The sequence below is a fragment of the Candidatus Baltobacteraceae bacterium genome, assembly GCA_035502855.1.
Classification (GTDB): Bacteria; Vulcanimicrobiota; Vulcanimicrobiia; order Vulcanimicrobiales; family Vulcanimicrobiaceae; genus Aquilonibacter.
Window position 1 is genome coordinate 23130 of sequence record DATJTX010000027.1, and the last position, 21326, is coordinate 44455.

General features: G+C 63.9%; 23 protein-coding genes. 10 read left to right on the forward strand and 13 right to left on the reverse strand.

All coding sequences use genetic code 11. From position 1 onward, the window contains the following. Positions 1-69 precede the first annotated feature (69 nt). Positions 70-1161 (forward strand): Ldh family oxidoreductase, encoded by a 1092-nt coding sequence (locus tag VMF11_11345; protein ID HTU70901.1) that lies wholly within the window; start codon positions 70-72, stop codon positions 1159-1161. 15 nt (positions 1162-1176) lie between these two features. On the opposite strand, the gene VMF11_11350 is transcribed toward VMF11_11345, so the two are convergent. After that, on the reverse strand, positions 1177-2196 hold the full coding sequence (locus VMF11_11350) for a malate dehydrogenase (protein ID HTU70902.1): 1020 nt from the start codon (positions 2194-2196) through the stop codon (positions 1177-1179). Between the two features lie 86 nt (positions 2197-2282). Between VMF11_11350 and VMF11_11355 the strand changes: the two genes are divergently transcribed. Both VMF11_11355 and VMF11_11360 read left to right on the forward strand, forming a co-directional pair. Further along, entirely contained in the window at positions 2283-2744 is a 462-nt protein-coding gene (locus VMF11_11355; protein HTU70903.1) for a hypothetical protein, read from the forward strand. A 119-nt stretch (positions 2745-2863) separates the two neighbouring features. After that, on the forward strand, positions 2864-3649 hold the full coding sequence (locus VMF11_11360; protein HTU70904.1) for a hypothetical protein: 786 nt from the start codon (positions 2864-2866) through the stop codon (positions 3647-3649). Here the strand turns inward: VMF11_11360 and VMF11_11365 are convergent. After that, positions 3646-4890 (reverse strand): SLC13 family permease, encoded by a 1245-nt coding sequence (locus VMF11_11365; GenBank protein ID HTU70905.1) that lies wholly within the window; start codon positions 4888-4890, stop codon positions 3646-3648. The two genes, VMF11_11360 and VMF11_11365, sit on opposite strands and share 4 nt — an antisense overlap. A gap of 199 nt (positions 4891-5089) precedes the next feature. Here VMF11_11365 and VMF11_11370 point away from each other — a divergent pair, with 199 nt between their 5' ends. From VMF11_11370 to VMF11_11380, 3 genes are read left to right on the forward strand one after another with little or no spacing between them, the layout of a single operon-like run. Then, complete coding sequence (locus tag VMF11_11370; GenBank protein HTU70906.1) at positions 5090-6010, forward strand: tyrosine-type recombinase/integrase; 921 nt, start codon at positions 5090-5092, stop codon at positions 6008-6010. Position 6011: 1 nt separating this feature from the next. Further along, positions 6012-6731 (forward strand): DUF4097 family beta strand repeat-containing protein, encoded by a 720-nt coding sequence (locus tag VMF11_11375; protein ID HTU70907.1) that lies wholly within the window; start codon positions 6012-6014, stop codon positions 6729-6731. A 4-nt stretch (positions 6732-6735) separates the two neighbouring features. Then, a complete protein-coding gene (locus tag VMF11_11380; protein HTU70908.1) occupies positions 6736-7173 on the forward strand; it encodes a hypothetical protein in 438 nt (145 codons plus the stop codon). Here VMF11_11380 and VMF11_11385 read toward each other — a convergent pair. From VMF11_11385 to rph, 7 genes are all read right to left on the reverse strand, one after another. Beyond that, a complete protein-coding gene (locus VMF11_11385) occupies positions 7170-8552 on the reverse strand; it encodes an FAD-binding oxidoreductase (protein HTU70909.1) in 1383 nt (460 codons plus the stop codon). The two genes, VMF11_11380 and VMF11_11385, sit on opposite strands and share 4 nt — an antisense overlap. Positions 8553-8554: 2 nt before the next feature. Next, entirely contained in the window at positions 8555-9487 is a 933-nt protein-coding gene (locus tag VMF11_11390) for a 2-dehydropantoate 2-reductase (GenBank protein HTU70910.1), read from the reverse strand. Continuing rightward, a complete protein-coding gene (locus tag VMF11_11395; GenBank protein HTU70911.1) occupies positions 9487-11061 on the reverse strand; it encodes an MlaD family protein in 1575 nt (524 codons plus the stop codon). Before VMF11_11395 ends, VMF11_11390 begins: the two co-directional genes overlap by 1 nt. Before the next feature lie 195 nt (positions 11062-11256). Continuing rightward, positions 11257-12015, reverse strand: coding sequence for an ATP-binding cassette domain-containing protein (locus VMF11_11400; GenBank protein HTU70912.1), 759 nt, complete (start codon positions 12013-12015; stop codon positions 11257-11259). A 5-nt stretch (positions 12016-12020) separates the two neighbouring features. Beyond that, on the reverse strand, positions 12021-12797 hold the full coding sequence (locus VMF11_11405) for an ABC transporter permease (protein HTU70913.1): 777 nt from the start codon (positions 12795-12797) through the stop codon (positions 12021-12023). Further along, complete coding sequence (locus VMF11_11410; GenBank protein HTU70914.1) at positions 12794-13129, reverse strand: hypothetical protein; 336 nt, start codon at positions 13127-13129, stop codon at positions 12794-12796. The genes VMF11_11405 and VMF11_11410 overlap by 4 nt, the downstream gene beginning before the upstream one ends. Further along, positions 13122-13847, reverse strand: coding sequence for a ribonuclease PH (gene rph, locus VMF11_11415; GenBank protein ID HTU70915.1), 726 nt, complete (start codon positions 13845-13847; stop codon positions 13122-13124). Before rph ends, VMF11_11410 begins: the two co-directional genes overlap by 8 nt. Before the next feature lie 107 nt (positions 13848-13954). Here rph and VMF11_11420 point away from each other — a divergent pair, with 107 nt between their 5' ends. Continuing rightward, positions 13955-14317, forward strand: a complete 363-nt coding sequence (locus VMF11_11420) for a hypothetical protein (GenBank protein ID HTU70916.1) — start codon at positions 13955-13957, stop codon at positions 14315-14317. A 97-nt stretch (positions 14318-14414) separates the two neighbouring features. On the opposite strand, the gene glmS is transcribed toward VMF11_11420, so the two are convergent. The 3 genes from glmS to gmk are packed head-to-tail and all read right to left on the reverse strand — an operon-like array spanning position 14415 to position 17257. Beyond that, positions 14415-16256, reverse strand: coding sequence for a glutamine--fructose-6-phosphate transaminase (isomerizing) (glmS, locus tag VMF11_11425; GenBank protein ID HTU70917.1), 1842 nt, complete (start codon positions 16254-16256; stop codon positions 14415-14417). A gap of 57 nt (positions 16257-16313) precedes the next feature. After that, a complete protein-coding gene (gene rpoZ, locus VMF11_11430) occupies positions 16314-16589 on the reverse strand; it encodes a DNA-directed RNA polymerase subunit omega (GenBank protein HTU70918.1) in 276 nt (91 codons plus the stop codon). 47 nt (positions 16590-16636) lie between these two features. Continuing rightward, the gene (gmk, locus tag VMF11_11435; protein HTU70919.1) at positions 16637-17257 is read right to left on the reverse strand and encodes a guanylate kinase; all 621 of its coding nucleotides are present in this window, start codon (positions 17255-17257) and stop codon (positions 16637-16639) included. A gap of 61 nt (positions 17258-17318) precedes the next feature. Between gmk and VMF11_11440 the strand changes: the two genes are divergently transcribed. The 3 genes from VMF11_11440 to VMF11_11450 are packed head-to-tail and all read left to right on the forward strand — an operon-like array spanning position 17319 to position 20527. Then, the gene (locus tag VMF11_11440; GenBank protein HTU70920.1) at positions 17319-18824 is read left to right on the forward strand and encodes a long-chain fatty acid--CoA ligase; all 1506 of its coding nucleotides are present in this window, start codon (positions 17319-17321) and stop codon (positions 18822-18824) included. Then, a complete protein-coding gene (locus tag VMF11_11445; protein ID HTU70921.1) occupies positions 18821-19138 on the forward strand; it encodes a hypothetical protein in 318 nt (105 codons plus the stop codon). Before VMF11_11440 ends, VMF11_11445 begins: the two co-directional genes overlap by 4 nt. A gap of 12 nt (positions 19139-19150) precedes the next feature. Further along, on the forward strand, positions 19151-20527 hold the full coding sequence (locus tag VMF11_11450; protein HTU70922.1) for an NFACT RNA binding domain-containing protein: 1377 nt from the start codon (positions 19151-19153) through the stop codon (positions 20525-20527). 86 nt (positions 20528-20613) lie between these two features. On the opposite strand, the gene VMF11_11455 is transcribed toward VMF11_11450, so the two are convergent. Continuing rightward, positions 20614-21225 carry a Fe-Mn family superoxide dismutase gene (locus VMF11_11455; protein ID HTU70923.1) on the reverse strand — a complete coding sequence of 204 codons (612 nt, stop codon included), beginning with the start codon at positions 21223-21225 and terminating at the stop codon, positions 20614-20616. Positions 21226-21326: the final 101 nt, after the last annotated feature.

Sequence of the window (21326 nt, forward strand, 5' to 3'; positions counted from 1 at the left end):
GGTAGACCGGAAGGCAGGCATGGGCGTACGTTCTCCTGCGCGAATCCCGGTTACACTCGGAGGCTCTTTTTGCGTAACGCCGTCACCTCGAAATACTTTCTCACGACCGAAGAGAAACTGAAGCATTTTATCGTCGACGTGCTCGAGCGGTCCGGCGTGGCGCGTGCTCACGCGGAAGTGACCGCCGACGTTCTGGTGGAGGCGGACCTGCGCGGCATCGAATCGCACGGCGTCGCGCGTTTGGAGTCGTATTACGTCGCGCGTATCCGCAGCGGCCATCTGAACCCGCAGCCGAACTATCGCGTCGTTCGCGAAAGCAAGACGTCGATCGTCTTCGACGCCGATAACGGCCTGGGCCATCCGGTCTCGAAGATGGCAATGGAATCGGTCATTGCCAAGGCGCAGGAATTCGGTTCAGCTTTTGGTGGGGTGCGCAACTCGAACCACTACGGCATTGCCGGATATTATGCGATGATGGCGCTCGAGCACGACATGATCGGCATGTCGGCGACGAACTCCGTCAAATACGCGGCCGCGACGTTCGGGCGTGAGGTCACGCTCGGAACCAACCCGTTTGCGTTTGCGGTGCCCGCCGGCAACGAGCCCTCGTTCGTGCTCGACTTCGCGACGACGACGGTTCCGAAGGGCAAGATCGAGGTGTACAAGCGCAAGGACAAAGAGCTGGAACCGGGATGGGCGATCGACGAGCAGGGCAATATGACTGCCGATCCCGACGAAGCGCTGCGCGGCGCGCTCTTGCCGTTGGGCGGTTTCGGCATGGAAGGCGGCGGCCACAAGGGGTACGGCTTGGGCTTGCTGGCCGACATTTTGTGCGGCGTTCTTTCCGGCGGCTGCTTCGGTCCGACGCTGCCTTTTGCCGACGAAACGAAGAAGGGCGCGATCTCGCATTGGTTCGGCGCGTTCCGCGTCGACGGATTCCGCGACGTGGCCGAGTTCAAAGAAGACATGGACGTCGAGCTGCGCTACTTCAAGGACAGCGCGGTCGCGCGCGGCGCGCAACGCATCATGGTCGCGGGAGAACCCGAGATCCTCAAAGCGGCATACCACCGGCAGTACGGCGTTCCGGTGCACGCGAAAGTCTGGGACGGGCTCAAACGCATCGCGGACGAGCTCGATCTCGACTTCAACCTCGAGAGATAACCCGGTCGGCGGAATCTAGGAGACGGCTTGCGCCGCCTGCTCGCCGGTGGGAATGAGCCCTAACTCGATACACGCGTCGCGCTCTTTGCGCAATTCCTCTTGCGTCTTCTCGAGCATCCGGCGCCCAAACGCGTCGAAATCGAATCCTTCGACGATCCGCGAGACGCCTTTTTCGGTGCGCGAGGGATATGAAAAGATCAAGCCCGGATCGATTCCGTACTCTCCGTTCGAGTAGCGCGCGACCGAGTAGACTTCACCGGCGGGCGTGTCGTGCGTGAGGCGGTAGACGCCGGTCACGGTTGCGTGCGCAGCCGAGGCTGCCGAGGATGCCAAGCGAGCCTGAATGACTTGCGTTCCACGGTTCTGCACGGTCGAGATGAACTTGTGCTCGAGCCATTCCTCGTCGTCGATGACCTCCGGAACGGGGCGCCCGCCGATTTTCGCGTGCGCGAAATCCGGGAACTGCGTTGCCGAGTGATTTCCCCAGATGATCATCTGCGAGATCTCCGAGACGTCGACGCTGGCTTTTTTCGCGAGCTGGGCGCGAGCCCGCAATTCATCGAGCGTCGTCATCGCGAAGAAGCGGTCCCTCGGTACGCTGGGCGCGTTGTTCATCGCGATCAGGCAGTTCGTGTTGCATGGGTTACCTACGACGAACACGCGCACGTCGTCGGCAGCGTTGTTCTCGATCGCGCGCCCCTGCTCGGTGAAGATCTTGCCGTTGACGCGCAGCAGCTCGGAACGCTGCATGTCACCTTTACGCGGGACGGCGCCGACGAGAATCGCCCAATCGACGTCGCGCATCATCGCGTCGGAGTTTGAGCCGTACTGGACGTTTCGCAGCAGCGGGAAGGCGCAGTCCTCGAGCTCCATCAGCGTGCCCCGAAGCGTGCCCAGGGCCTGCTCGATCTCGAGCAGGTGCAGGTCGAGCTCGATCTGGGGACCGAACATTTCACCGTTGGCGATGCGGAAGATCAGCTGGTAGCCGATCTGACCCGCGGCGCCGGTAACCGCCACCTTGAGACGTTTTTTCACGATACCTCCGCACGACCGTCGTAAGCTTTGCCCCGGGTTCTTCGCGCTGCCAGGAATTCCGTTTGGCCTTGCCCGATAAGGCTTCCATGCGCGGTCCCCACGGCCAGCCCGACCTCGAACTCGTCCACGTCAGCGTCATCTCCGCTGCCGGTGCGTATACCGTAGGCAATTCCTCCTTTTTCCGCTACATCATTCGGCTGGCCGAGATGGAGCTGCCCCTCTCGCGGGCGGATCAGGAAGCCGTCGACGTCTTGGCCGCGATTCCCCACGCGTTCGACGCCGACGACGACGTGCCGGCGCTCTCGGGAGCCGGATGGCGCATCGTGCCGGCGCAGGGCGAGCTCGACTGGCCGGTGCTCGAAGCAACGCCGCAACGGCTGCGTACCGCGCTCGAGCGTGCGCGCGCACTGCTCTGGAACAACGCGTCGCGCTTTCGCGTGAGCGCGCGCGAGATATCCGCGATCGAGGACGAACTCGATGCCGTCTACGGCGTCCTGATGCGAGCTGAGGCGGCCGGCTTCGCGGTAAACGTCTCATACGTTTCGTAACGCCCCTGCTTGGTGCGGGCGGCGAACCCATTTCGTTCGTCCGCACGCTTTACTCGCACGGGCTGCCGTTTCTGCCGCCCGGTGCGATCGATGAAACGAACAACACCTACACGCTGACGGTGTCGATCGGCGGGCGCACGCGTTCCCTGAAATTCTCGGCGGACGGGGAGAATCTCGTTGCCGAGCTGGGCGGCGGCCGTGCAAGCGCCGCGGATCTTCACGCAGCGCAGCGTATTACGCGCCGCGTCTTTCGACTCGATCAGGATCTCTCGCCGTTCTATGCGATGATCGCGAACGACCCGCGCCTGGCGTGGGCGGTCGGAGCAGGCCGCTTGATCGCCAGTCCGACCGTGTTCGAAGACGTGATCAAGACGATCTGCACGACCAACTGCGCGTGGAGCGCGACGCGCCGCATGGTGAGCGCGCTGGTCGATCTCGGCGGCGGAGCGTTTCCGGATGCGGCGCTCCTTGCCGCGACACCGGCAAAGTGGTTCGCCGGCGTCGCGCGCATGGGGTATCGCGGACCCTACGTGCGCGCGATCGCGCGCGACGTGAACGCGGGCCGTCTCGATCTCGAAGCGATGCTGCCGCACACGCTACGCGACGAAGCGCGAGAAGCCGCGGTGGAAGAAGCGCTGCTCGAGCTGCCCGGCATCGGGCCGTACGCGGCGGCGCACATCATGCAACTCCTCGGCTATCATCGTCGGTTGATCCTCGACTCGTCGACGCGGCCGAAGTATTTGCGGCTGACGAAGAAGAAGCGCGCTTCCGACAAGAGCATCGTACGCGATTTCAAACCATACGGGCCGTATGCGGGACTCGCGTTTTGGCTGTTCCTCACCCGAGACTGGGTCGAGGAGTTACCGTTCGATTCCCAGGGGGATGAGCGCATGGAGAGGGTTTAGCGAACGAGCAGCACGGCCAGCGCCATCGCGGGGAGTGTTATGGCCAAGCCGATGCCGAGAAATACGACCGGCCGCACACGGAAGCCCTCGCGCCGCAAAGCGATCAGCCAAAGCATCGTAGCGAGCGATCCGGTTACTGAGACGTTCGGCCCAAGATCGACGGCCACCAGCGCGGCATGTGCAATCGCCGGCGACACCGGTGCGGATTGCAGCGCAAATCCGCTCGCGAGCGCGACCGGAAGATTGTTGAACACATTGTCCGCTGCCGTGAGAAGAAGCGCGGAGAGTAGATTACCCGGACCGTAGCCCAGTGATTGTGCGTGATGGAAGAAGAGACGCAGGAGGTCGATCACGCCGGCACGATCGAGTGCGGCAACGATGACGAACAACCCGGCGACCAGCGGAACGATTTGCCACGCCACGTGCCGCGCTACGAACGCGAGGACCCCGCGCTCGCGCAGCGAGACGACGGCCGCGCAAGCGATCGCGCCGGCGAGCGCGGTAATGCCGACGTCGAGGCGTAACGTCGCGGCGATGACCAGCGCGAGGGCCGCGATCCCGATCGCGGCGCCACTTAGCGCGGCGGCGGCCGGCAGCGGCGCGGGTTGCGCGCGCACGCGGTACGCGCTCTGCAAATCCGCACGGAAGAACAAGCGCAATCCGAAGTACGTGACGATGATCGCGGCGAGCGAAGCGAGTGCAAAGTCTGCGAGCCACACGTGCAGCGCAGGTAGGTGCGGACCGAAGACCACGAGATTGGCCGGATTGGAGATCGGAAAAATGAAGGAAGCCGCGTTCGCCACGAACGCGCACGCGAAGAGATAGGGCGACGGGTCGGCATCCGTGCGCACGAGTGCAGCGCTGATCGCCGGCGTCAGCACGATCGCGGTGGTGTCGTTGCAAAGCAACGCGGTCACGCCGGCGCCGAGCAGATAGACGAGGGTAAAGAGCCGGCGCTGCGAGCCGCCGGCCGCGTCCAGGACGCGGGTGGCGAGCCAATCGAAGAGCCGTTCGTGCCTCGCCAGTTCCGCCAGAGCCATGATGCCGACGAGAAAGGCGTACACGTCCCTGCCGCGCATCACGGCGGCTAACGCCTGCGTGGGCGAGATCGCACCGAGCAAAACCAGCAGCGCCGCCCCGCCGGCCGCCCAGATCCACTCCTGTGCGCGCCGCGGCCAAAAGATCATCCCGGCGATGGCGATCACCGAAATAAGAATCACCGGCCAGCCTAGAAGAGCCACGAGGTCCAGCATACCCGCCGATGCTCTTATCCACAGCGCCTCCACAGAGGAACGGCGCGATCTTCCGCTAATTAGCACAAACCAATATTTGCGCTAGTTACGCAGGCTTGGGAGAAGGTGCGCGGTGGATAATTCACGGCCTTTACGCACAGCCGAGACGGATGGGCGGCGGCGGACCTCCGCCACCGCGGATCCGCTGGTGGCAGAGTTCGGCTCGCAGCTCACGCTGGAATTGCGGCGCGGCGAACGCACCGTGCGCGAATATACCCGCGACGTCGAAATCTTCGGCGCGTTTTTGCAAGAACGGGACATCACCGGCGCCGACGGGACGCCGTACCGTGGGCCGTTCGGCGATGCGCTCAAACGCGCGACCCAGTCCTCGGTCCGGCAGTTCGTCATGCATTTGAGCCGGCTCGATTTTTCGCCGGCCGCAATCCGGCGCAAGCTGGCGGTGCTGCGGCGATTCTACGCCTACCTGAAGCGTGAAGGCATTCGCGCGGACAACCCGGCCGCCGACGTTCCGAATATTCGCCTGCCCAAACGGCTCCCCAAAGCATTGCCGTTCCGCGACGTGATGCGGCTGCTCGGGACGCGGCCGGCAGCCGGTGAGCCGGAGTTGCGCTGGCGCCGCGACATCGCGATCCTGGAGCTGCTCTATGCGAGCGGGATGCGCCGCGCCGAACTGGTCGGCATCAACGTGAGCGACGTGAACTTCGAGGATCGCACGATCCGCGTGATCGGGAAGGGCAACAAACAGCGAACGGTGTTCTTCAACCATGCGACGGCTGCCGCGCTCGAAGCCTATTTGCGCGTTCGACCGCGCTGCGAGGACGGCGCGCTCTTCGTGAGCAAACAGCGCCGGCGGCTCAGTTACCAACAGCTCGGACGCGTCTTTGCGATCTACGTGCGGCTCAGCGGCTTGGAGGGCAAGGTGACGCCGCACACGATGCGTCACTCGGTAGCGACGCATCTGCATCAAAGCGGCGTCGACCTGATGACGATCAAAGAGTTTCTCGGGCATGAAAGCATCCAGACGACGCAGATCTATGCGGAGATGACGATGGAACACGTGCGCCGCAGCTACGAGGAGCATCATCTTCGCGATCGCGAAGACCGCTAGCGTGAAACGCTTTGCTCCGCTTCTTCTTCTGGCTTTTGTCGCATGCGAAGCCCAGCCCGTATCCTATTCGACGACGGTCGGCGTCCTCAAGCCCGGCGCCACGATGACCGTTCGCATCGCGAACGGAGTACTCAACGCATACGCACCCGCCGAAGGCGATCCGTCCGATCGCTTCACCGTGGTTGCGAGCGCTTTGCCGACGGCCTCGCCCCTACCGGCGCCGCCGCAGATCCGCCCGAGCGGCAAAGGCGTCACGATCGACGCGTCGGGTACGCTGGCAAACCTGCTGGTGCGCGTACCCGAGGGCGTCAATCTCGTCGTCGAGTCGAAGCGCGGGAACGTGAACGTGACCTCGATCAGCGGTAACGTCGTCGTTCACGCCGGAACGGGCGACGTGAACGTCATGATTACCGGCTACGCGCAGGCCAGCACGCAGAACGGCGACGTCGACGTAACGATGGGCGCGACGCATTGGCCGGGGACGCTGCACTTTCGCACCCGGAACGGCGACGTGACCGTCTACGTCCGCGAAACCGACGCGTTTCACGCCCGCATGCACACCGACGACGGAACGCTCTTCACCGATTTTGGTTTGCGTGGAACCTCGCATGGAAACAACGAGACCATCGATGCTCCCGTCGACGGCGGAGGCGCCTTTGGACTCGATCTCGAGAGTAAGCGCGGCGCGGTCCGGCTGTTGCGCCTCACCCCACAGGCGTAAGCGGATGAAAGCTGCGCGCCGGTGTATTTCGAGTGCGGTCGTGCTGATCGTGCTCGGCTGTTCGCACGCCTCGGGTGGGCCGCAGGGCTGGACGAAAGCGAACGGCACGACGTGGGTGAACGGCTCGGGCGCGGAGCAAGAGCGCTATACGATGACGAGCGCCGCGTTCAACGGCTCGCTCAAGGATCTGGCTTCGCAGCAAACGATCGACATCGTGCTGAAGAATGCCGGAACACGCTTCGTTCAGAGCGTTCCATTTCCGAATTGTCCCGGACAAGCGGGTTTGGCGACGTTCCGCTCGCCGAAAGCGATCGTCGAGGACGGCTTCGCCTTGGAAGGCGAGCGCGCGGTCACGATTCTCTACGTGCGCCCGTCCGGCGCCGCCGAGAGCCCGGAGGTTCTGGCGGCGATGAATGCCGCGCTCTGTGTGCCGCCGGCTTAATCGCTCGCGAGCACGGCGCCGGGGTTCATCGCGTCCGCGGGATCGATCGCGCGCTTGACCGCGCGCATCAGTTCCATTTCGACCGGGCCGCGCTGCAGCGCGAGTTCCTCGCGGCGATAGCGGCCGACGCCGTGCTCGGCGGTGATGCTGCCGTCGAAGTCCCGCACGACCGAATGAACGGTGTGATTGACGGCCTCGGCGCAGTCGCCGGGACCGAGGAGCACGTTGAAATGGATGTTCCCGTCGCCGACGTGCCCGAACGCGAGCACGCGCGCTTCGGGATGATTGCGCCCGACGGCGTCGTGGGCGCGCGCGAGAAACGACGGAATTGCCGAGACCGCAACGCTGACATCGTGCTTGGCGCTCGGTCCCGTGCGGCGTTCGTTTTCGGCGATGCTCTCGCGCCACTCCCACAATGCCAGCGCCTGCGCGCTGCTCTCGGCCATGACGCCGGCGCTCGCGTACCCGCGTTCGGTGACCAGCGCCAGCGCCTGCTCGGCCCCTTCGCGCAGTCCGGGGAGGCTCGATGCCGCTTCCACGAGCAGATACCACGGGTGCGGTGCGAGCGGCCGAACCAGTTCCGGCGCGTAAGCAAGACGCAATCCGACGGCGAGCTCGCTGAAAAGCTCGCAGCCCACGAGCGCCTCCCCGAGCGCCTCTTGCACCTCGGCAAATGCGGCGACCGCGTTTTCGGGAGAATCGATTCCGAGCAGCGCGGTTGCGCGGTGCGCCGGCCGCGCGAACAGACGCAACACCGCGCCGGTGATAACGCCGAGCGTTCCTTCACTGCCGATGAACAGCTGCTTCCAATCGTAACCGGCATTGTCTTTGCGCAGCGCCCGCATCCCGTCGGCGATGCGACCGTCGGCGAGCACCACTTCGAGCCCGAGCACGAGCGCGCGCATCGAGCCGTAGCGCAGTACCGCCGTTCCGCCGGCGTTGGTCGCGATCAGGCCGCCGATCTGCGCGCTTCCCTCGGCCGCAAGCGAGAGCGGAAAGAAGCGTCCGGCCGAATCGGCGGCGCCTTGTACGTCGGCCAAGACGCAGCCGGCGTCGAGGGCGATCGTGAAGCCGAGCGCATCGAGCCACCGCACGTTGCGCATTCGCGAAAGGCTGAGAACGACCGCACGGTCGAGATCGAGCGGTGTCGCGCCGGCCGCGAGCCCGGTGTTGCCCCCTTGCGGGACGATCGCCGCGCCCGCCGCGCGAGCGGCACGTACGCACGCCGCGACTGCCGTCGTATCCGCCGGGCGCACCACCGCGAGAGCAGCGCCGTGAAAGACGCCGCGCCAATCGGTGAGGTAGGGTTCGAGATCGCGTTGTTCGGTAAGCACACCGCCCGGGCCGCAGATCGCGGCGAGCTCCGCGAGCAGTGACACGCTCATTCGCGCTTGCGCGCGAGCTGCGCTTCCTTCGCTTTGATCAGGCGCACCATCGCGTCGTTGTACGGCGTCGCGACGCCGGTGCGCCGGCCGAACGCCACGACCGCGCCGTTGATGTGATCGATCTCGCTCGGATGTCCGGACTCGAGGTCGAACGCCATCGAGCTCTTCGAGTCGGCGCCGATTTCGATCACCTGGGTGACGTATTGCCACGGGCTGACGAACGGCAGATTGATCTTCAGTGCGGCCGCGACGGCGGCTGCTTCTTCTGCCAACGACTCGGCCAAATGGGCCGCGTTGGGGCTGCGCGGAATCTCACCGGTTTCACAATCGAGGAGGGCCGAGATCGCGTTGATCGCGGCATTGGCGATCAGCTTGCCCCACAGGTGCGGGCGAATATCATAGACGACCGAAGCGCGCAGACCCGATCGCGTCAGCAACTCGGCGATCATGCGTGCCGTCGCCGGTGCGGCCGAGGTCGCGCCGATCAGCGTGTTGCCGTTTACCGAGCTGCGCACGTGTCCGGACGCGACCGTGGTCGAGGATTCGGTCGTAACGCCGAGCACCACCGGCACGGCGCCGCCGAGGGCGGTTTTGATCGCGTCTTCGTTGCCCACGCCGTTCTGTAGCGAGATCACCGGCGTGGCCGGATTGAGCTCGCCCGCGAACGGGCGGAGCGCTCGCAGCGTATCAACGGCTTTGACAAAGAGCAGCAGCATCTGCGAATCGAAGAGCTCGCGCGCATTCGAAGCGACGCGTACGCGACGCGGAGCCTCGTCGTTGATCTGCAATCCGCGTGCAGAGATGGCCGCGCTCGTCTGCGCGTTGGCATCGAGCACGGTGACGTCCGACGTCGTCGCGAGATGATACCCGAACAGCGTGCCCATCGAGCCCGCCCCGATGATGCCGATCTTCAGCCGCTCTGCCTCCATCAGGGGAATTGGGTCTGCAGCCCGTACGAGAAGCGGCGCTCGGCGTGATTGATGGCGCGTTCGCCGTAGAAAAGTTCGAGATTGCGCGTCAGGTGCAGGTTGCCGTAGATATCGAGTTGCGGCCGGCGCGGATCGTAAAACCGCGTATCCAAACCGAAGACGCCGGCGTTGTATTGGCCGATGAGGCCGAGCTGCGAGTAGAGGATACCGCCGCCCACTCGCGTGTCATCGTTCAAGGAATGGAGGAGGGCGAGATTGGTCGTCGTGTGGTATCCGATGTCGTTGGCGCCCACGAAGAGGCTCGTCGAGGAATTCGGCAGCAGCGTCGCGTCGAGATCGGTTTGCGGCCCGCGGTCGCTGCTGTAGAGCCCATTCGGGCAGCACACCTTCTGCGCGGATAGTTCACTCATGCGCAGTTGAATCGAGATCAGGTTGCTCGCGATCCTTGTGAGCCGGTTCCGCAGATGCAGCGACGCCGCGGTGGGAAGCGGTGTGCCCAGCGGCGCGGGCGAGGCGTTTGCCCCGGGCACAGCGGATGCCGGCATGGTCGGCAGAGGATAGGGCGTGGCGCCCTCGTCGACACCGTAAACGCGGCTGGTTCCACCGAGAGCGCCGAGGAGCGAGTTTGCTCGCTGCATGGTCGCATCGAGGTTGGCGACCGTGTTCTTCAGTTCGGCCTGCGTTTGGGGATCGGAGGTGATGCTGCGCAGATCGTGGGTGATACCCGCGATGTTCTCCGTCGTGTCGGCGATGTTTTTGGTCGTCGCAAGCACGCTCGTATGCAGGGCCGGATCGGTAACCATCGACTCGAGCGAGGCCATCGAGGTGTTGAGCGCATGCGAGGTTTGCTGGAACTGCACCAAGATGTCGGTGATGCGGTGCGAATTGAGCTGCGTCGTGTCGTTGAGCGTTCCGGTGAGCGCGACCAGATTGGCGCTCGCTTCGCCGAGGCTGCTTTGGAGCTGGGCCGAGAGCGAGCCGATCGCCGTTTTCATCGATGCCGTCAATTCGTCGGCGTTCGTCAGCGTCGATTGCAAGGTGTCGAGCAGCTTGGGTTCGCGTTTCGAAAGCTCGTCGAGCATCGCGTCCAACTTCACGACCTCGCCCTGTCCCTGCTGCAGCAAGTCGGCGATCGTCGCCGTGTTCTGTCCTTCGGGCTGCTGATCGATCGGCAGCACGCGCCGCTCGAGCGGTATCATTCGTGCGGTTTCTCGCGGCGCGCCGAACACGCCGCTCGGATGCGGAACCGGCGGCACGATGATGAGGTTGGGATCACCGGTCAGCGGTGCTTGTATCAGGAATCTCGATTCGCGCGGGATATCGACGTCGCGGTTGATCGCCAGGATCACGTCGACGGTATTGTCGGCCAAGAGCGTGATCGAATCGACCGACCCGACGGTCACACCGCTAAAGTAGACCAACGCACCCGAGTGAAGTCCGGCCGCGCTTTGGAAGTGCACGCCGATGCGGTACCCGGTGTGCCGTGTTCCGAAATCCGTGATCACGTAGAACACGGCGAACAGCAACAGTAACGCGAGTAACGCGAATGCCCCCACCTGTGCTTGCCGACTCATTATCGCCCTGTTACTCTGCTCGGCCCGTCATGGCCTCGTGGATTTGCTCGTCTGTAGTCCCGATGGACCTTCGCAGCGACGAGGGGGCTCGTTCGGCGCGCCCTCGGGGAATGAAGCGCAAGCCGAGATCGTGCGCGCGCCATGGTCCGGGGGCCCCACGAAGTGGGGGGCGCGGAGCCTGGGGCGAAGCGCCATTTAAATGGGTATCGGGCCGACTTCACTGCCGGCGATAAACTGCTGTACGATGGGGTTCGTCGAGCGCTTGATGTCGTCGACGGTGCCGTAAGCGATGATCGCGCCTTCGAAGAGCATCGCGACGTAGTCGGACATCATGTAAATCGACTCGAGATCGTGCGAGATGACGACCGCGCTGCCGCCGTAGCGCTGGCGCAGGCGAACGATCGTGTCGGTGATGAGATGGGTGACGATCGGATCGAGCCCGGTCGTCGGTTCGTCGTAGAGGATGAGCTGAGGGCGGGTGACGATGGCGCGCGCAAAACCCGCGCGCTTGAGCATACCGCCGGAGAGCTCGCTCGGCATGGAGTCGTAGGTGCCGCTCAGCCCAACGGAGTCGAGCGCGTCTTCGACGGTCTTGCGAATCTCGGCATCGGTTCGGTGAGGGGGGCGCTCGCGCAGCGGCAGCGCGACGTTCTCACCGACCGTCAGGCTGTCGAGCAGTGCTGCGCCCTGAAACGCCAAGCTGATCGTACGCCGCACCTCGTTCAGCTCCGATTCGTGCATGTGGCAAATATCAAGCCCGCCGACATAGACGTGGCCGGTGTCGGGTTTGCGCAAACCGTCGAGGAGCCGCACGATCGTGGATTTCCCGGCTCCGGAGAGACCGATGATGCAGGTGATGGCTCCCTCAACCACGTCGAGGCTGCAGTTCTTGAGGATGAGACGGTCCCCGTAGCTCATGCTCACGTCGTCGAGCCGCGCGATCACGTTCGGCACGGCGCTCAATGACCGCCGAACAAGATAAACGATAGTATGAAGTTCGAGATGAAAATCAGAATGATCGAGATGACCACCGAGCCGGTGGTCGAGACGCCGACGCCGGCTGCACCTCCGCGAGCCGAAAGTCCCTGATAGGCGCCGACCAATGCGATGATCATCGCGAATACCAGGGACTTGAACAGGCCTTTGACGACGTCCTCGAAGCCGATCGCCTGACGCGCGGAGGAGATGAACGAATCCGGCGAGATGTGGGCGTAGACTTGTGCAATCCACATGCCACCGCCGATCGAGATGACGTCGGCGAAGATCGTGAGCAGCGGCAGCATGACGAGCATTGCCAGCAGCCGCGGCAACACGAGAAAGCGCGCCACCTCCAAGCCCATCGAGGTCAACGCCTCGATTTGCTCGGTCACGACCATCGATCCCAATTCGGCCGCGATTGCAGCGCCGGCGCGACCGGCGACGACGACCGCGGTGAGCATCGGTCCGAGTTCACGAACGGCTGTGTACGTGACCGCGCTTCCGACCAGGCTTCCGAAGCCGTACTGCACCGCTTGCTGGGCCGATTCGAGCGAGATCACCATGCCGGTGAAGAGCGAGGTCAAGAGCACGATCGAGAGCGATTGGAACCCGAGTAGGTAGCATTGGTTGATCGTCTCGATGAATCGAATGCGGAGCCGCCCGAGGAAACCCAGCGAATCGCTCGCGAGGATCACGATGCCGCCGGCATATTCGAAAAATTCGATCGTCGCGCGGCCGACTTGGTCCAAGACCTTCACGGAGCGTGCTCCATCGTTTCGACTTCGGCGAGAATCTCGCGAGTCGCTTCAATCCGCTTGACGGCGACGCCGCGTTCGGCGGTCAGGTTGAAGCGCACCTGGTTGAGATGTTCGAGGCGCCGATCCACGTCGCGCAGATGTTCGCGCGCCTCGCGTTCGAACCCGGCGAAGTACCGGCGCACCGCCTCCACGTACTCGGCCCGCTGCTTCGGCTGAATCGAACCGCTCGCAAGAGCCCGTTGCGCTGCATCGTGCGCGCGGCGCATTGCTCGATCCGTGATGTGAAAGTTGCCGACATGCGCGACCAACGCGGCGAAGGCGTCGTCAGCCACCGGTGCTCCCAAGCGCATGCCGCTGTTTTTCGAACAGCTCGCGAATCCCCATTTCAGCCAGCGCCAGCAGACGATCGAGCTGCGCGCGATCGAAGGGCATCGCCTCGGCCGTCCCCTGCAACTCGACGAATTTGCCGGCATCGGTCATGAAGACGTTCATGTCGGTATGCGCGGCGCTGTCCTCCTCGTAGGCGAGATCGAGCATCGCCATGCCGTTGACGATGCCGACGCTGATCGCGGCGACCATGCCGGTCAACGGCCACTTTGCGCCGCCGAAATCGGGGAGCGCCCGGAGCGCGAGTGCAAGCGCGACATAGGCGCCGGTGACCGAAGCGGTGCGCGTGCCGCCGTCGGCCTGGAGCACGTCGCAGTCGATCCACACGGTTCGTTCACCGAGCTTGGCGGTGTCGGTCACGGCCCGCAGCGCGCGCCCAATGATGCGCTGAATCTCGTGCGTCCGGCCGCCGACGCGTCCCTTGGCCGCCTCGCGTTGCGTGCGCTCCTGGGTCGCGCGCGGAAGCATTGCGTACTCCGCACTCACCCAGCCCAGGCCCTTGCCCTTGAGCCATTGCGGCACGCGTTCTTCGATGCTGGCGGCACACAAGACGCGGGTATTGCCGACGCTGATGAGCGCGCTTCCCTCCGCGTATTTCAAGAATCCGGTTTCGATCGTGATGGGGCGCAATTGGTCGGGAGTTCGCCCGTCGCTTCGCGTCATATTCCGCTACCTTTGGCAGACCGCGCAGGCATTCCGCCCTCGGGGAAACAAACCGCCTGGTCGATCCGTTTCCCCTAGTGTTCGTTTGCTGCGAACGGAGGAACGTCATGAAGCGAATCTTCGCCGTATTGGTTGCGGCGGTCGCATGTTTTCCCATCAGCGCCCGGGCGGCGGTGATCTCCGTCTCGCCGGCGACGCTGACGCTGGAAATCGGCGGCAAAGTCTTCGGGAAAGTGAGCGCCAGCGCGGCGAGTTCGCACGTTGTCTTAGCGTCGTCCACCTGCTTTACGACGGCGGGCTCGCGCAACGACATCCTCAAGGCTACGGCCATCAACAGGTCGGAATCCGGCAAGTTCACGACCCTGACGATCGACGTTCGCGCGCAGAACGCCGGGAACTGCGTCATCAAGTTCCAGAGCGAGTCGCACTTCGCCACCGTCAACGTGATCGTGAAGCCGGAGGAGCCGTAATCGTGAAATTGCCTCCTCGGGCTCGTGCGAACTCGAGTTCCACGTGGGCCTTACGAGCAAACGATTACCGCTGACGTTCAAGCCCTGAACCGTCGCGCTATTCGACCGTGACCGTTTTCGCGAGATTGCGCGGCTGATCGACGTCTTTGCCTTCGATGTCGGCGATGTGATACGCGAGCAGCTGCAGCGGAATCACGTTGACGATCGGCGAGAGCAGTTCGTCGACTTTGGGCACCCAGAAGACGTAATCGGCGACCGAGCGCGCTTCTTCGTCGCCGTGGTTCGCGACGACGACGATCGGGGCTTCCCGCGCCTTGGACTCCATCAGGTTCGAGAAGATCTTCTCGCGCACGCGGCCGTCGGTCATGATGCCGATCACCGGCGTCTCGGTATCGAGCAGGGCGATCGGCCCGTGCTTCATCTCGCCCGCGGCGTAGCCCTCGGCGTGGATGTAGCTGATCTCCTTGAGCTTGAGCGCGCCTTCGAGCGCGGTCGGGAAGTTGATGTAGCGCCCGATGAAGAGGCAGCTGCGCATCTTGCGAATCTTGCGCGCCACGTCGCGAATGTAGTCGGAGGTGTTCAGCACGACGTCGACGGCTGCCGGCAGTAATTTCGTATTGGCACCGATCTCCAGCAGGCGCCGCTCGCCGACCGTACCGCGCATTTTCGCAAGGTAGAGCGCGAAGAGCGTCATCGCCGTTACCTGCGAGACGTAGGTTTTGGTCGCGGCGACGCCGATTTCCGGACCGCCGCGCGTATAGAGCGTGCCGTCCGCGATGCGGCTGAGGTGCGAGCCGAGCACGTTGCAGATGCCCAGGATGCTGGTTCCCGCTTCTTTCGCGATGCGAACCGCTTCGATCGTGTCGGCGGTCTCGCCCGACTGCGACATCGCGATGACCAACGCGGTCGGATCGATCACGGGGTCGCCGTAGCGAAACTCGCTTGCCAGCTCCATCTCGACCGGAAGCTTGACGAGCGAACGCAGCAGATACATGCCGACCATCCCGGCGTGATACGCGGTGCCGCAGCCGGTGATCGCGATCTTCGAAATTTCGCGCAGCCGGCGGTCGTCGATGGCGCCGATTTCGCTTGCGAGATGGACCGCGCCGTCTTCGTCGATGCGTCCGGCCATCGTTTCCTTGATGACGTTGGGCTGCTCGAAGATCTCCTTGAGCATGAAATGCTTGTAGCCGCTCTTCTCCGCCGAGGTCGCGTCCCAGGTGATGGTGATGACGTCGCGCGTCACCGGGGTGCCGTCGTAGCGTTTGAGCGCGTAGCCGTCACGCCCAACCACCACCATTTCGCCTTCCTGCAGGATGATCTCGCGCCGGGTGTACGGGAGAATGGCCGGCGTATCCGAGGCGACGTACATCTCGCCCTCGCCGATCCCGACGACCAGCGGGCTCGCGCCGTTACGCGCGAAAATCAGCCGTTGCGGATCGTCGCTGGAGATGACGCCCAACGCGTAGGCGCCGACCAGTTCGGCCAGCGTCTTACGCACCGCGGTTTCGAGATCGCCGTCGTCGTGCATCTCGATCAGATGCGCGATCACTTCCGTGTCGGTCTCGCTCTTGAAGACGTGACCGAGTTCGATCAGCCGGCCGCGCAGTGCGGCATAATTTTCGATGATGCCGTTGTGGACGACCGCGATCGTGCCGGTGCAGTCCATGTGCGGATGCGCGTTGGCGTCGTTCGGCCGGCCATGCGTCGCCCACCGGGTATGACCGACGCCGACCCGTCCGGAAATGCGGCTGCCGTTCTTGAGGCGCTCGGCCAGGCGCGAGAGCTTTCCCTCGGCCTTGGAGCCGGTGAGCGCACCCGCTTCGTCGATGACGGCGATACCGGCCGAGTCATACCCCCGGTACTCGAGCCGGCCCAGCGACTCGAGGATGATCGGTACGCTGTCCTGCTCGCCGATATAGCCGACTATTCCACACATATGCGTCTCTTTTGAGCCTTGACCAAGGAGGCATCCAGTAGTTACCCCACCGGGGGACTATTTAATGCCTTCTTTGGTCCGATGGTAACCGATCACGCCCTCGGCGATTTCGTCGAGCGCGATCGAGACCGGCTTATTGGGATTGATTTCTTCTTTGTCGACGACCAGCGGTTCGCTGGCGAAGAATTCGCGCCGGTCCGAAAACGGGAGCTGTTGGATGCGGATCCAGTTGTTCAACTGGCGTGCGCGTTTGGTCACGATGTTGACGAGGCTGAACTTCGAATCCGCGTGCTTGAGCAGCGCGTCGAGGTCGCCGAATACAGTTTTACTCAAATTTTCCCCAATGTTCTTCAAAGATGCTAAGAATACGTTTGCGTTTGCTAGTTGTGTTCGACGTCCGCAAGCGAATCGTCGCTGTAGCGGTGAATCCGGAAGCGTTCGGCTTGCACGATCGCCAACAGATCCGCCGTGGCCTGGTCCGGCTTTCCCTGTTCGTTGATCACGATGTAATCGAATTGCCGGATGAACTTCATCTCCTGATGCGCGATCTCGAGACGCCGCGCGATCTCCTCGTTGGTTTCGGTCCTTCGCGCGAGCAGCCGCTCGCGCAGCTGCGAGAAGCGGTCGGGCACGAGAAAGATCAACACCGCGTCGGGGTAGGCTGCCTTGACGGCGAGCGCCCCGTTGACCTCGGGTTTCATGATCACGTCGTACCCTTGGGCAAGCGTTGCTTCCATGAAATCCCCCGGCGTTCCGTAGAGGTTCCCGTTGTACTCCCGCCACTCCAAGAACCCGCCCGCCGCTTGGCGCGCCTCAAAGGCCTCCCGCGTCACGAAGAAATAATGCTCGCCCTCACGCTCGCCCGGACGCGGATCGCGCGTCGTTGCCGAGACCGAATACCGGAAGCGCGGAAGACGATCGCGCAGGGCATCGACAAGGGTGTCTTTGCCCGCACCCGACGGCCCGGAAACGACGAACAGGAGTCCCGGGCCGGTGATCACGCGAAATCCTCGAGGAACGAAGCCGGAAGAGTTCCCAGCCGATAGGGAGGCCACCTGGTCCATGTCGTCACTCTCTTTAGCATCCATTCTTGCCGAGAGCGCATTGCGCCATCCGGCCCGCGCCGCCCTCGTCACCGGGTCGGAGACCATAACCTACGCACGGCTCTGGGAGGATGCCCGGCGCTACGCCGCCCACCTGCGTGCCCTGGGCGTAGGACCGGGCGACCGGGTCGGGATCCTGCTGCTCAATACGGTGGACTTTCCGCGCGCTTACTACGGGGTGCTGGCGTTGGGCGCGGTCGTGGTGCCCGTCCACGCGCTCCTGACGCCCGAGGAGATCGGCTACATCCTCGCCGACGCCGGCGCCAAGGTCCTGGTCTGCGGCGGCCCGCTGAGCGGGAACGGGACGGCCGGCGCTGCGCTGGCCGGCGTGACGGTCTTCGAGGCGGCGCTGCCGCAGGATGCGCCGGTTCCTTCGCTGCTGCAGCGCGACGCCGCCGACGACGCCGTTATTCTCTACACCAGCGGGACGACCGGACGGCCCAAAGGCGCGGTCCTCTCGCAAGCCAACATCGTGCTCAACGCCGCGGCCTGCGTGAACGATCTCTTCTACGTCGTTGCCGAGGACGTGTTCCTCGCCTGCCTTCCCCTCTTCCATGCATTCGGACAAACGGTGGTGATGAACGCCGCGTTCCGCGCCGGCGCGTCGCTCGTGCTGATGCCGCGCTTCGACGGCAAGACCGCCCTCGATCTGATGCTTGCGCATGGCGTGACGGTCTTTGCCGGCGTGCCCACGATGTACATCGGGTTGCTCGAAGCCGCGAACGCGCGGGTCGAGCGGCCGCCGCTGCGCAGCGCCGTCAGCGGCGGCGCATCGCTTCCGCTGGTCGTGCTCGAGTCCTTCGAACGCGCCTTCGGCGTTCCGATCTACGAGGGATATGGGCTCTCGGAAACCTCGCCGGTTGCGAGCTTCAACCAGCGTGATTTCGGACGTAAGCCCGGCACGGTCGGCCGCGGAATCTGGGGCGTCGAGCTGGATATCGCCAAAGCCGACGTCGACGATCGCATCGAGCTGCTTGGCGCAGGCGAACTCGGCGAGATCGTGATTCGGGGACACTGCGTGTTCAAGGGCTATCTGAACAACGCGGAGGCGACGCGCGCGGCGATCGTGGAGGGCTGGTTCCGTTCCGGCGATCTCGGAACGAAAGATGTGCAGGGCTTCATCACGATCGTCGATCGCAAGAAAGACATGATCATCCGCGGCGGGTACAACGTGTACCCGCGCGAGGTCGAGGAAGTCTTGATGCGCCACCCCGCCGTCAAACAGGTGGCAGTGCTCGGCGTGCCGCACGAAACGCACGGTGAGGAGGTGGTCGCCGTCATCGTGCGCAGCGACGAAGGCGCAAACGTCAGCGACGAGGCGATCATCGTTTGGTCACAAGAGCACCTCGCGCGCTATAAATACCCGCGGTACGTGCATTTCGTCGATGCATTTCCGCTGGGTCCGAGCGGGAAAGTGCTCAAACGAGAGCTTCGAGACAGCTTGCAGCAAAGGACGGTATCATGATCGACGCCACCACGACCACGCGTATCCGTTCCCTCAACGTCATCCAGCTCGCGCTGATGCTCGGCGTCCTCTACGCGCTGTTCGGCATCATCGCCGGCTTGATCGCAGGGCTCGCTGCGTCGACTGCCGGCTCGGCGTTCGGCGGATACGGCATGCCGAACTTCGGTGCAATCAGTATCGTGCTTTTCCCGATCTTCTACGGCGTGCTGCTCTTCATCGGCGGCTTTCTCTACGGGCTCATCGGCGGCGCGCTCTACAACCTGGTTGCGGGTTGGATCGGCGGCATCGAGATGCGGCTCGAAACGCGCGTGTAGCGCCTTAGACCGATGGCGAGCCTGCGCACCGACCCGGAGCTGATCGCTCGGCTCGCGGCTGAAATCGACGCGCGTTTCGCGGGATCAAAGGTTCGCGATGTGGGACGGCTGCCCGACGGGCGAACCGCGCTCGTGCTTTGGTCGCGCGGGTCGGAGCACACGCTCTGCATCGATATTTTTGCGACGCCTCCGCTCGTCACCCTCGAAGATGTCCCGCTCGCGATCGAGGGCGAACCAGGATTCATTCGCGCGACCGGCGCGGCCTTGCGCGGCAGCAGGCTGCTGCGCGCTTCGGCGCGAAAAGGCGACCGGCTGCTGCGCCTCACGTTCGGCACGCGCTCGCGCTTCGGCGTCGGCGACGAGAGCGACCTCTACGTCGAGCTGGTGCCGCGCTTCGGTAATATCGTGCTGGTGCGAAAAGAGCGCATCGTCGCCGCGGCAAAAGAATTTTCGCTCGCCGAGAACACCACGCGTGCGGTCGAAGTCGGGCAATCCTATGCCCTTCCGCCGCTGCCCGCGCGCGATCGCCCGATCGGTCCGGAAAGCATCGCTCGGCACGAAAGCGTCCTCGAGTACTTGAGTGCCCACCGCGCCGATCGGGTTCGGGCCGGCGAGAGCCGCCGCGCACAAGACCGGCGCAATGTCCTGATCAAGCGGCTGGACGCGCGCGAAAGCAAAATCCGGCGCGAGCTCCATGCGGTTGCCGAAAAGCAGCGCGCGGCCGCGGATCGCGACGCGCTGCGCGCGCGCGGAGAGGCGATATACGCCGGACTCCACGAGGGAAGCGCGTTGGAGCAAGAGGAGGCAAAAGCCGAGGCAGCCGCGCTTTTCGCGCGCTACAAAAAGCTCGGCGCGTCGCTTGCGCACTTGGACGAGCGCGCTCGCGTGCTGCACGCTGCGCTGGAGGCGGTCGATCAGCTTCGGTGGGAAGCCGAGCGCGCCGAAGACGGAGATCTCGGCGACGTCGAGGAGGCGGTTACGCAGTTGGATCCGCGGACGCGCCGCAGCCGTGCCACGGCCCCGCGCCGCAAACGCGCGCCGCTCGAAGTGCAAACTTCGAGCGGTTCACGCATCCTGGTCGGCCGCTCGCCCAGCGAAAACGCCGATCTCACCTTCCGCGTCGCGCGGCCTGACGATTGGTGGTTTCACGCCCAGAACATTCCCGGCGCGCACGTCATCCTCCAGCGGCACGATCGAAGCGAACCGCCGCAGACCGATCTCGACCGTGCCGCCTCGCTTGCCGCGTTCTACTCCAAAGCCCGGAGCAGCGCCAAGGTGCCGATCGACTACACGTTGCGCAAATACGTGCGCGCCCAGCGCAACGCACCGCCGGGTTTGGTTTGGTACACGCATCCGCACACCATCATGGCCATTCCACAGCCGATTTGATCCCGCTGTCCGCTTTGTTCAGATCGAGGAACCAGAGTCCGAAGTTTGCTAGCGGCAAATGAGGACTCTGGTGACGAAGAGATGGACTAAGCGGTCAAGCGGGATTCGCAGACGCCCCAGTCGACGTGGGCGAGAAAGGCTTCGATGTATTTGCCTTTGTCGGCGGGCTTGTAGTCGCGCAGAAACGCGTGCTCCCACAAATCCATCACGATAACCGGCTCGCAGCCGGCGAGCTCGTTGATGTTGTGGTCGCCGATCCAGATGTTGACCAGCTGGTTCGCGTTTTGATCTTGGAAGGCGATCGCCCAGCCCACGCCGCGCATCGCGCCGATCGCGGCAAAATCTTTCCTCCAATTCTCGAACGAGCCGAAGCTCATGCCGGCGAGTTCGTACAGACGCCCGCCGCCGGGCGCCGCCTTCGGATTCTTGGTGAGGTTGTCGAAATAATATTCGTGCAGCCTCATGCCGTTGAACTCCCACCCCAAACGTCGCACGAGTTCGGCAAAGGCGGGATCGGCGCCGCTGTTCTTGCCGCCGCTCCGCAGCTCGGTCAGCCGCTCGTTCAAAAGGTTCGTATTCTTCACGTAGCCTTCGTAGAGACCGAAATGAATCTGCAGGGTGTCGTCCGAGATACCTTGCAACCCCGAGAGATCCCACTTTTTGGGCGTGTATTGCTTTGTCGCCACTTGAGCGTTCATGTGGATCAAAAACCCCGTTTCTAGCTTTTGAATGCTACCCGTTGTAAAACGCGTACCTAAACGTTAGCTGCAACGGCGCGCTTCGAGAAGGGGCGGGCGCC

Coding starts and splice junctions, on each gene's coding strand:
- VMF11_11440 (HTU70920.1), top strand. CDS start 17,319: ATGTCGTCACTCTCTTTAGCATCCATTCTTGCCGAGAGCGCATTGCGC.
- VMF11_11455 (HTU70923.1), bottom strand. CDS start 21,225: ATGAACGCTCAAGTGGCGACAAAGCAATACACGCCCAAAAAGTGGGAT.
- VMF11_11390 (HTU70910.1), bottom strand. CDS start 9,487: ATGGAGGCAGAGCGGCTGAAGATCGGCATCATCGGGGCGGGCTCGATG.
- glmS (HTU70917.1), bottom strand. CDS start 16,256: ATGTGTGGAATAGTCGGCTATATCGGCGAGCAGGACAGCGTACCGATC.
- VMF11_11420 (HTU70916.1), top strand. CDS start 13,955: ATGAAGCGAATCTTCGCCGTATTGGTTGCGGCGGTCGCATGTTTTCCC.
- VMF11_11395 (HTU70911.1), bottom strand. CDS start 11,061: ATGAGTCGGCAAGCACAGGTGGGGGCATTCGCGTTACTCGCGTTACTG.
- rph (HTU70915.1), bottom strand. CDS start 13,847: ATGACGCGAAGCGACGGGCGAACTCCCGACCAATTGCGCCCCATCACG.
- VMF11_11445 (HTU70921.1), top strand. CDS start 18,821: ATGATCGACGCCACCACGACCACGCGTATCCGTTCCCTCAACGTCATC.
- VMF11_11355 (HTU70903.1), top strand. CDS start 2,283: ATGCGCGGTCCCCACGGCCAGCCCGACCTCGAACTCGTCCACGTCAGC.
- VMF11_11380 (HTU70908.1), top strand. CDS start 6,736: ATGAAAGCTGCGCGCCGGTGTATTTCGAGTGCGGTCGTGCTGATCGTG.
- VMF11_11450 (HTU70922.1), top strand. CDS start 19,151: ATGGCGAGCCTGCGCACCGACCCGGAGCTGATCGCTCGGCTCGCGGCT.